Source organism: Streptomyces sp. NPDC002265, from assembly GCF_040296125.1.
Classification (GTDB): Bacteria; Actinomycetota; Actinomycetes; order Streptomycetales; family Streptomycetaceae; genus Streptomyces.
Genome location: NZ_JBEOWS010000069.1, coordinates 23,741 through 32,358 on the forward strand (window position 1 = coordinate 23,741; position 8,618 = coordinate 32,358).

At 70.8% G+C, this 8,618-nt stretch carries 5 protein-coding genes; 4 read left to right on the forward strand and 1 reads right to left on the reverse strand.

Annotated elements, in window-relative coordinates:
* Positions 1-50: 50 nt before the first annotated feature.
* Complete coding sequence (locus ABT085_RS15160) at positions 51-2,120, forward strand: glycoside hydrolase family 15 protein (RefSeq protein ID WP_351606693.1); 2,070 nt, start codon at positions 51-53, stop codon at positions 2,118-2,120.
* Positions 2,121-2,187: 67 nt separating this feature from the next.
* On the opposite strand, the gene ABT085_RS15165 is transcribed toward ABT085_RS15160, so the two are convergent.
* Positions 2,188-4,323, reverse strand: a complete 2,136-nt coding sequence (locus ABT085_RS15165; RefSeq protein WP_351606695.1) for an FUSC family protein — start codon at positions 4,321-4,323, stop codon at positions 2,188-2,190.
* A gap of 407 nt (positions 4,324-4,730) precedes the next feature.
* Here ABT085_RS15165 and thpR point away from each other — a divergent pair, with 407 nt between their 5' ends.
* From thpR to ABT085_RS15180, 3 genes are all read left to right on the forward strand, one after another.
* Positions 4,731-5,372: an RNA 2',3'-cyclic phosphodiesterase gene (thpR, locus tag ABT085_RS15170; RefSeq protein ID WP_502982732.1), complete on the forward strand. Its 642-nt coding sequence runs from the start codon at positions 4,731-4,733 to the stop codon at positions 5,370-5,372.
* 283 nt (positions 5,373-5,655) lie between these two features.
* Positions 5,656-7,455, forward strand: a complete 1,800-nt coding sequence (locus tag ABT085_RS15175) for a chitinase (RefSeq protein WP_351606700.1) — start codon at positions 5,656-5,658, stop codon at positions 7,453-7,455.
* Positions 7,456-7,655: 200 nt separating this feature from the next.
* On the forward strand, positions 7,656-8,618 hold a 963-nt coding region (locus ABT085_RS15180), incomplete at its 3' end, for a DUF4139 domain-containing protein (protein ID WP_351606703.1).

An 8,618-nucleotide genomic window follows, 5' to 3' on the forward strand; every position in this document is an offset into this window, starting at 1 on the left:
CCCCCTGCGGTTACGGACAGTAGCGTGCGTCGGGTTCGCTTGGGGGAGTAATGCGAAGCCTGTGCACGCCGTGCACTCTGGAAGGGGGGAGCGCGTCGTGTGTCCGCGAGTGGTGCGGCCGGCAGCAGCGACGTCGGCGTCAGGTGAAAGGGGAAGTGGCCCCCATGAGCGAACACCCGCTGATCGACGACCACGGACTCATCGGTGACCTGCAGACGGCCGCTCTGGTCTCCACCGGGGGCTCGGTCGACTGGTTCTGCAGCCCGCGTTTCGACTCGCCGAGCATCTTCGGAGCACTGCTCGACAGTGAGAACGGCGGTCACTGGTCGATCACTCCCCGGGCACCGACGTACGGGACGAGGCACCTCTACTATCCGGACACCTGTGTGCTGCTCACCCGGTTCATGACCGAGCAGGGCGTCGGATCGGTCGTGGACTTCATGCCGCCCGCCTCGCCGCACAGTCCGACCCGCCGTCACCGGTTGGTCCGCATGCTGCGCTGCACGCGCGGTGAGATCTCGTTCGACATCGAGGTAGCCCCCCGGTTCGACTACGCACGGCAACCGCACGAGGTCACGTCGTGCACGGGTGGCTGGGACTTCGTCAGCCGCGACGCCAGGGCGACCGTACATGTGGTGGACGCACCGGGCGACGAGTGTGTGGGCGACCGGGCGACGCGTGTCGGTGACGCGTGTATGACGGTGCGGCTGCGCGCCGGAACGACCCGTGGTCTGGTGCTGGAGACGTTCGCTGACGGTCCGGCACGCATGGTGTCCCCGGAGGAATGCGAACGGATGCTGGAGGACACGATCTCCTTCTGGCACGGCTGGCTGGCCCATTCGCGCTACACCGGGCGGTGGCGGGAGACGGTCAACCGTTCCGCCCTGACGCTCAAACTCATGACGTACGCCCCCACCGGGGCCATGATCGCGGCTCCGACCACCAGCCTGCCGGAACAGGTCGGAGGCGAGCGCAACTGGGACTACCGCTACACGTGGGTACGCGACGCCTCGCTGTCCCTGCACGCGTTGCTCGGGCTGGGATTCACCGAGGAGGCCGTGGCCTTCGCCGAGTGGCTGGGCGACCGCGTTCAGGAGTACACCGAACCGGGCGAGCATCCGCTGAAGGTGATGTACCGCGTCGACGGCTCCTGCGACCTGGAGGAGCAGACCCTGGGGCACTGGGAAGGCTACCGGGGCTCCGCTCCGGCGCGGGTCGGCAACGGTGCCGCCGACCAGTTGCAGCTCGACATCTACGGATCGGCGCTGGAGTGCCTCCACTTCGCCGACCGGCAGGGCCTGCCCACGACGTGCCGCATCTGGGAGGCGCTGATCGACACGGTGGACTGGGTGTGCGAGAACTGGGACCGGCGCGAAGCCGGTATCTGGGAGACGCGCGGCGGCGACAAGGACTTCACCTACGGGCGGCTCATGAGCTGGGTCGCGCTGGACCGGGCCATCCGCATGGCCACCCGCAGCGGCCGTCCCGCCGAGGTGCAGCGCTGGACGAAGGAACGCGACGCGGTCTACTGGCAGATCGTGCAGCGCGGCTGGAACCCGGGGCGTGCCGCGTTCACGCAGTACCTGGGCAGCGACGTCCTGGACTCGGCGGTCCTGCGGATGCCTGCGGTCGGGTTCATCCCCCCGCAGGATCCACGATGGCTCTCGACCCTGGACGCCATCAAGAACGATCTCGTGTCCGACGGACTCGTCTACCGCTACGACCCCTTCGCCTCCCCCGACGGGCTGCTCGGTTCCGAGGGCACGTTCTCGGCGTGCACGTTCTGGTACGTCGAGGCCCTCGCCCGCGCCGGCCATCTGAGAGAAGCCCGCCTGGTCTTCGAGAAGATGCTCACCTACGCCAACCATCTCGGTCTGTACTCCGAGGAGATCGGGCTGACCGGTGAGCAACTCGGCAACTTCCCCCAGGCGTTGACCCATCTGGCCCTCGTCACCTCCGCGCTCAGCCTGGATTCCCATCTCGACGCCGCCAGGCCGGGCTTTCCTCCCACCTCCCCGGGCCCGGTTCCCTATCTCTACGCGCAGCCGATGGCGGCGCCCGGAGGCATGCCCGTCACGCCCACCACCCCCTATCCGTCGGACCACGTCATCCGCAGGTGAGCCACCTCTCGTCGGAGTTGCGCGCTCGCTCTCGTCGGAGTTGTGCGCTCGGCGGAGCTGCGGAGTTTCACACCGCCGCGTGGCGACGGCGGCGCTTCCGCGAGGCGATGGTCGCGGTCAGGTCCTCGACGGCGTCGACGGTCGCCGTGCTCAGACCGACGGCACGGCCGGCCCTCGCGCTACTGGACACCCCCTCCACGCCGGCGCCGCCGGACACCCCGTCCAGCAGACCGGAGCGCGTGGTGAAGGAGTTGAAGACGGACCGCAGTGCCCCCGGGGCGACGGTCTCGGCTCCCGCGGCGGCGCGGGCCAGGGCGGCAAGGTGCTCGTGCAGCGGATCGACCAGTTCGGTCAGCTCCGGCACGGTGTCCTGCGCGGTACGCGGCAGGTGCTCGCCCAGCAGGGTGGCGCATCCGGCGACGGTGGACACCTGGTTCCTGAGCTGCTCCAGTTGCGCACTCGACCAGGGGCCGCGGTGTTCGGCCGGTTCGGCGTGCGCCTGCGTCACCGCGACCTCCAGATTCTCCCTGACCTGCCGTGACCGCGCCCGCAGCGCGTCGACGGCTGCCACGTCGGTCGCCCCCACGTCGGCGTACCCGGTCAGCAGCTCGGGCAGCAGCCGGTCCTGCACCCGCAGCCACTCCGCCAGCAGGCCCGGCACCCGTCGCGTGGACCAGGTCGGCCAGACCAGGAAGATGAGTACGGCGAGTGCGGCGCCGACCACCGTGTCGGCTGCCCGGGCCCACGCCGTGGGGCCGGGCAGCCCGCCGACGTGGTGGATCAGGAAGACGATCCAGGTGGTCAGCCAGAGGTTCAGCATCAGTTGTCCGGTGCGCAGGGTCACGAACGACACCGCGGCCAGCACCACCGACACGACGGCGAGGCCCGTGGGCGACCAGGGCGGCAGGGACAGAGCCCAGGCCAGGATGCCGCCCAGCACGGCCCCCGCCGCCCGTCCCCAGCCGCGCGCGATGGTGTGACCGTACTCGGGGAAGAGCACCAGCAGGGTGGTCAGGGCCACCCAGAAGCCGTGCGCGGAGATGCCCAGTCCGCCCCACCCGCCGATCGACCGGCCGATGAGCTCACCGGCCACCACGCCCAACGCGAGCCGCACCGCATGACGGAAGATCGGCGACTGGGGATGGAACTGCGCCCGGATCCGCCGGGCGGCGCGTGCCACGGCAGGGGTGCCCGCGTACAGACCCGGCACCTCCGAGTGGGGTTCCAGTACGTCGCCGAGGCGGTCGTCGGTCGAGCGCCGGGCCAGTTGCTCGGCCAGCCGCAGGCGGGAGGCCAGTTCGTGCGGGCCGTGTACGGGCGCGACGGCCGCCCACGACTCCAGGCGGGCCCTGACCGCCTCGGGCGTGCCGTGCTCGCGGCCGGAGGCCACCGTACGGGCGATGCCGCTCAGCACCTGCGCGGCGGCGGCCAGTGCCTCCTGGTCCCCGACCGCCGTCGACGGGGGCGCCGTCAGCCGCACGGTCTGCAGCGCGCGGCGGATGCGCTCCGCCTCTCCCAGCAGCCCGAACAGGGGCGCGGCCGCCGGTCGGCTGAACTGCGGCAGAACGTCCAGGGCCTGACGGGCCGCCGTGAACGGCGCGCCGGCGCCGGGGCCGCTGGGGTCGGCCGTGACCGAAGTCCCGGCGAGCGACCGGTACAGGGCCGCGAGTGCGCGGCGCTGGGCGGCGAACCGTGGACCGTACGGCGGGAGAAGCTGTACCAGCACGACGAATCCGGTCCCGACCGCGATCCATCCGGCGATGACCAGGCCGCCGTGTACGTCCGGAGAGAGATCGGCCGTGATCATCAGCCCGATCACCGTGAGGCAGGCCCGGATGCCGGGCGCGACGCCCATCGTCCGCCACAGTCCGGCGGCGAACGCCGAGACCGCGAGCAGCAGCAGGAACAGCCAGGCGGTGCCCTGCACCAGTGCTCCCAGCACGGCCATCGCGCTGAAGGCCGCCGCCATCCCCAGCGCGTTCAGCACGGGATGCCGCAGCGGGCTCATCAGCGTACCGATGCCGCAGATGAACGCACCGACGCTGGCCATGGCCCCGGCCACGGCATCGTCCAGCAGCAGGCCGAGGACCGTGGCCAGTACCACGGCCAGCACGGCCCGTGCGATCACCGGCGGGGAGGCGAATGCCCGTTCGATGCGGAGTCCGTTCCGGCCCATCGTGATCAGCGACGACCACCAACGCATGTCCAAGCCTCCTTCGCGGCATGGCGCGGGGGCAGCGTTCCCATCCTCTGCCAGCCCCGTCGCGGTTGCCACCGCTGCCTCCGGGCGGTACCCCTCGGGGTGGCGACACGGACGGTGACGGTGTGCCCGTCCCGTCGCGAACAGCCTCTCCGCCGTGGGGTCTCGGGGTCATGGACAGGGCGGGCGCCGGTCGACGGGACCTTCGCGGCTGGGCCGACCAGGACCTCACCACCGTACGTGTTCGCGTGCCCGCTCCGAGTTCACGCCCCGCTTCGTAGCCGCACCGAGAGGGCACGGGTCCCGCAGGAGGCGGGCAGTCGTGGACCAGGACACCCTGTGGCACCTGCCCATGGATGACGGCTCCTGGATGACTGCTCCGAGATCATTGCTGGATACTCGTATGGTCCATGGAGAGTCGACCCGCCGCCGGTGGCAGGAAGCCCGTTGTGAACGATCAGACCCGACCCGCCACCGTTCGCGTGTTCATCGCCGTCGCCCCGCCCGACCACGCCAAGGAGGAACTGGCCCGGGAACTGCGCCCCGCCTACGGCACGCACCCGCGCATGCGCTGGAACCGTGTGGAGGACTGGCACATCACCCTGGCGTTCCTCGGAGAGCTGCCACCCGAGACGGCCCTGCTGCTGCGGGCGCCGCTCGCCGCGCTCGCTGCCGGACGGCGGCCGATGCGCCTGTCCCTGCACGGCAGCGGCAACTTCGACGACCGGGTGCTGTGGAGCGGGATCGACGGCGACCTCGATGAGCTGCACATGCTCGCCACCGATGTGCGAACCGCCGTCAGGAACTGCGGGATCACCTTCGCAGAACGCCCTCTGCGCCCCCACCTCACACTGGCGCGCGCCCGCCGAGGAGACCGGTCGTCGACAGCGGAGATAGCCGAGCGCCTGGCCGGATTCACCGGCCTGGGCTGGCCTGCCGAACGCCTGCACCTGGTCGGCAGCAACGCGGGCCGCAGCCAGGGACCGATCCACTACCGCGACATCGAGTCGTGGGCCATCGGCGGCAGCAGCACCGCCGCCGCCGATCTCTGAACGGACCGGCAACTCCCCCGGCGATCACCGTAGTTCCTCACATGGCTCGGCGGCGATCCATTCATGCCGAGGCGTAAGAGAACGCCGGCCACGGCCACGTTCATGGCCTCCGGCGGCCTTCAGGACGGCCTCGTCGACGAGTGAAGGCCTGCGTCCTCGACCCGCGGCCCTGGCATGCACGGCTCGATCTCCGCGACGTCCGCCGCAAGCCTTGACAAACGAATTGGTCTGGACCAAATTAAGCGCGCCCCGCAGTCCAACCACCCCCCACCCGGAGGCACTTGTGGACCGCCCCAGACCGCTCCTCGCCCTGCTCACGGCCGCGGCACTGGCCGTGCCCGGAATCGCCGCGCTCTCGTCGGCCGCACAGGCCGCCGATGCCGAACTCATCCGCAACGGCGGCTTCGAGACGGGACTGGACGGCTGGGGCTGTACGGCCGGCAAGACGGTCACCAGCCCCGTACGCACCGGCGGCTCGGCGCTGCAGGCGACCCCGGTCGGCAATGACTACGCGCAGTGCTCGCAGACGGTGACCGTGCAGCCGAACTCCCAGTACACCCTGTCCGGTTACGTACGCGGGTCCTACGTCTACCTCGGCGCGAGCGGCACCGGCACCACCGACGTCTCCACGTGGACCCAGTCCGCCTCCGACTGGCAGCAGCTCACGACGACGTTCCGCACTGGCGCGTCCACCACCCAGGTGACGATCTACACCCACGGCTGGTACAACACCGGCGCGTACTACGCCGACGACGTCTCCGTGTTCGGCCCCGGCGCCCCGGCCGGCCAGCCACCGGCCGTGCCGACCGGCTTGACGGCCGGCGCCGTCACCTCCTCCAGCGTGGCCCTGTCCTGGTCCGCGGCGAGCGGCGCGACGAGTTACGCGGTCTACCGCGACGGCGTCAAGGTCCAGACGGTGAGCGGCACTTCGGCCACGGTGACCGGGCTGGCCGCCGCCACCGCGTACACGTTCCAGGTCGCCGGTGTGAACAGCGCCGGCGAGTCGGCGAAGTCGACGGCGGTGACGGCGACGACGACCGCAGGGTCGGGCGGCGGAGGATCCACCGACCTGCCCACCCATGCTCTGGTCGGCTACCTCCATGCGAGCTTCGCCAACGGCGCCGGCTACACGCGCATGGCCGACGTCCCCGACAGCTGGGACGTCATCGACCTGGCCTTCGGTGAGCCCACGTCCACCACCTCGGGCGACATCCGCTTCACCCGCTGCCCGGTCACCGAATGCCCGAACGTGGAGAGCGACGCCGACTTCAAGGCGGCGATCAAGGCCAAGCAGGCGGCCGGCAAGAAGGTGCTCATCTCCATCGGCGGACAGAACGGACAGGTCCAGCTGACCACGACGGCAGCCCGCGACACCTTCGTCTCGTCCGTCTCTCAGATCATCGACACGTACGGACTCGACGGCCTGGACGTCGACTTCGAGGGTCACTCCCTGTCGCTGAACACCGACGACACGGACTTCAAGAACCCCAAGACGCCGACCATCGTGAACCTCATCTCGGCGCTGAAGACCCTGAAGGCCCGGTACGGCTCCAAGTTCGTCCTGAGCATGGCGCCCGAGACCTTCTTCGTGCAGATGGGCTACCAGTTCTACGGCACGGGCCAGTGGGGCGGCCAGGACCCGCGGTGCGGGGCCTACCTCCCGGTGATCTACGCCCTGCGCGACGACCTGACACTGCTGCACGTCCAGGACTACAACTCGGGACCCGTCATGGGCCTCGACAACCAGTACCACTCCATGGGCGGCGCGGACTTCCACATCGCCATGACCGACATGCTGCTCACGGGCTTCCCGGTGGCCGGCAACGCCAACAACGTCTTCCCGGCGCTGCGCCCGGACCAGATCGCGATCGGTATGCCCGCGTCCACCAACGCCGGCAACGGCTACGTCGCCCCGGCCGAGGTCACCAAGGCCCTGGACTGCCTGACGAAGAGGACCAACTGCGGCTCGTACGCGCCGCACGGCACCTGGCCCGCACTGCGCGGCCTGATGACGTGGTCGATCAACTGGGACCGTTTCGCGGGCGGGGAGTTCCAGCGGACCTTCGACAACTACTTCGGCTGACGTCGACGTCCGTCTGCGGCCGGTCATCGACGGGTGACCGGCCGAGTCGGCCCGCCGCTGCGCCGCGATCGGTCACACGACGGGTCCGGCGTGGCGGATGGAGTCCCTCGTGGACGTTCGCGTATGTGCAGGGAGCACCTGGCCGGAGCGCGCGTCCGCGGGCGTAGGCTTGCCCGGCACAGACACAGCGGGGGGAGAACATGGCGGCTGAGAACGCACGGAGTTGGGGGTCCGTCCTCGATTCGGTCGTGGTGTACGCACAGGGTGCGGTCTGCCGTCGGCTGGCTCGGGGCAGTGTGCCTGCGGACGGCCGGATACGGGTGACGGGGCTGCCCCGCTCACTGGATGCGGGCTCCCTGCGGGCCCGCGTCACAGGGGCCCCCGAGGTGCACGTGGTCGAAGCCAGGGTGGAGGTCGACGCCGAGCCGTCCGCCACCGATGCCGGCACGCGTGATGAACTGCGGCTCGCGACGGAGCGGCTGCACGAGGAGTACGCGGCGGCCGAACAGCGCCGGGACCGTCAACTCGGTCTGATCCGGGAGATCGCGGATCTGCGTCCGGTCCCGCCGAATCGCAGGCGCGACGACCCGCACCGCCGCACACCGGTCGACGCCTGGCTGGAGCTGGCCGATTTCGTCGACCGGAGGACCGCGAAGCTGCACACCCGTCTCGCCGAGCTGGAGGACGAACTCAGGCTCGTCGAGCACGAACTCGAGCTCGCCATCGACCGGTTCGCCCGCGCCTCGACCGACGCACCGTCAGCACACGTGGAGACGACGGTCTCCGCGGCCCTGACCCTCGTCGGTGCGGGTGACGCCGAGGTCGAACTCGAATACGCGGTGCCCGGTGCCGTATGGGTGCCGGCCTATCGTCTCGGCCACCGGCAGGGCGACGACAGCGGCCGCCTGATGCTGCGCGCCTCGGTCGCCCAGCGCACCGGAGAGGACTGGACCGGCGTACGCATCGCGCTGGCCACCGCCGACCTGCGGCGCCGCACCGACCTGCCGAAGCTGCGCTCGATCCGGATCGGGCGCCGTCAGCCCGCCCCCGCGCCATCGGGCTGGCGCGAGCCTCCCGCGGGACTCGCCGACCTGTTCGCCGGGTACGACGCGGCGGGGCCGCGACCCGCCGCGTCCGCCGCGCCCGTGGATGCCGGGGCGGGG

Coding starts and splice junctions, on each gene's coding strand:
- ABT085_RS15160 (WP_351606693.1), top strand. CDS start 51: ATGCGAAGCCTGTGCACGCCGTGCACTCTGGAAGGGGGGAGCGCGTCG.
- ABT085_RS15165 (WP_351606695.1), bottom strand. CDS start 4,323: ATGCGTTGGTGGTCGTCGCTGATCACGATGGGCCGGAACGGACTCCGC.
- thpR (WP_502982732.1), top strand. CDS start 4,731: ATGGAGAGTCGACCCGCCGCCGGTGGCAGGAAGCCCGTTGTGAACGAT.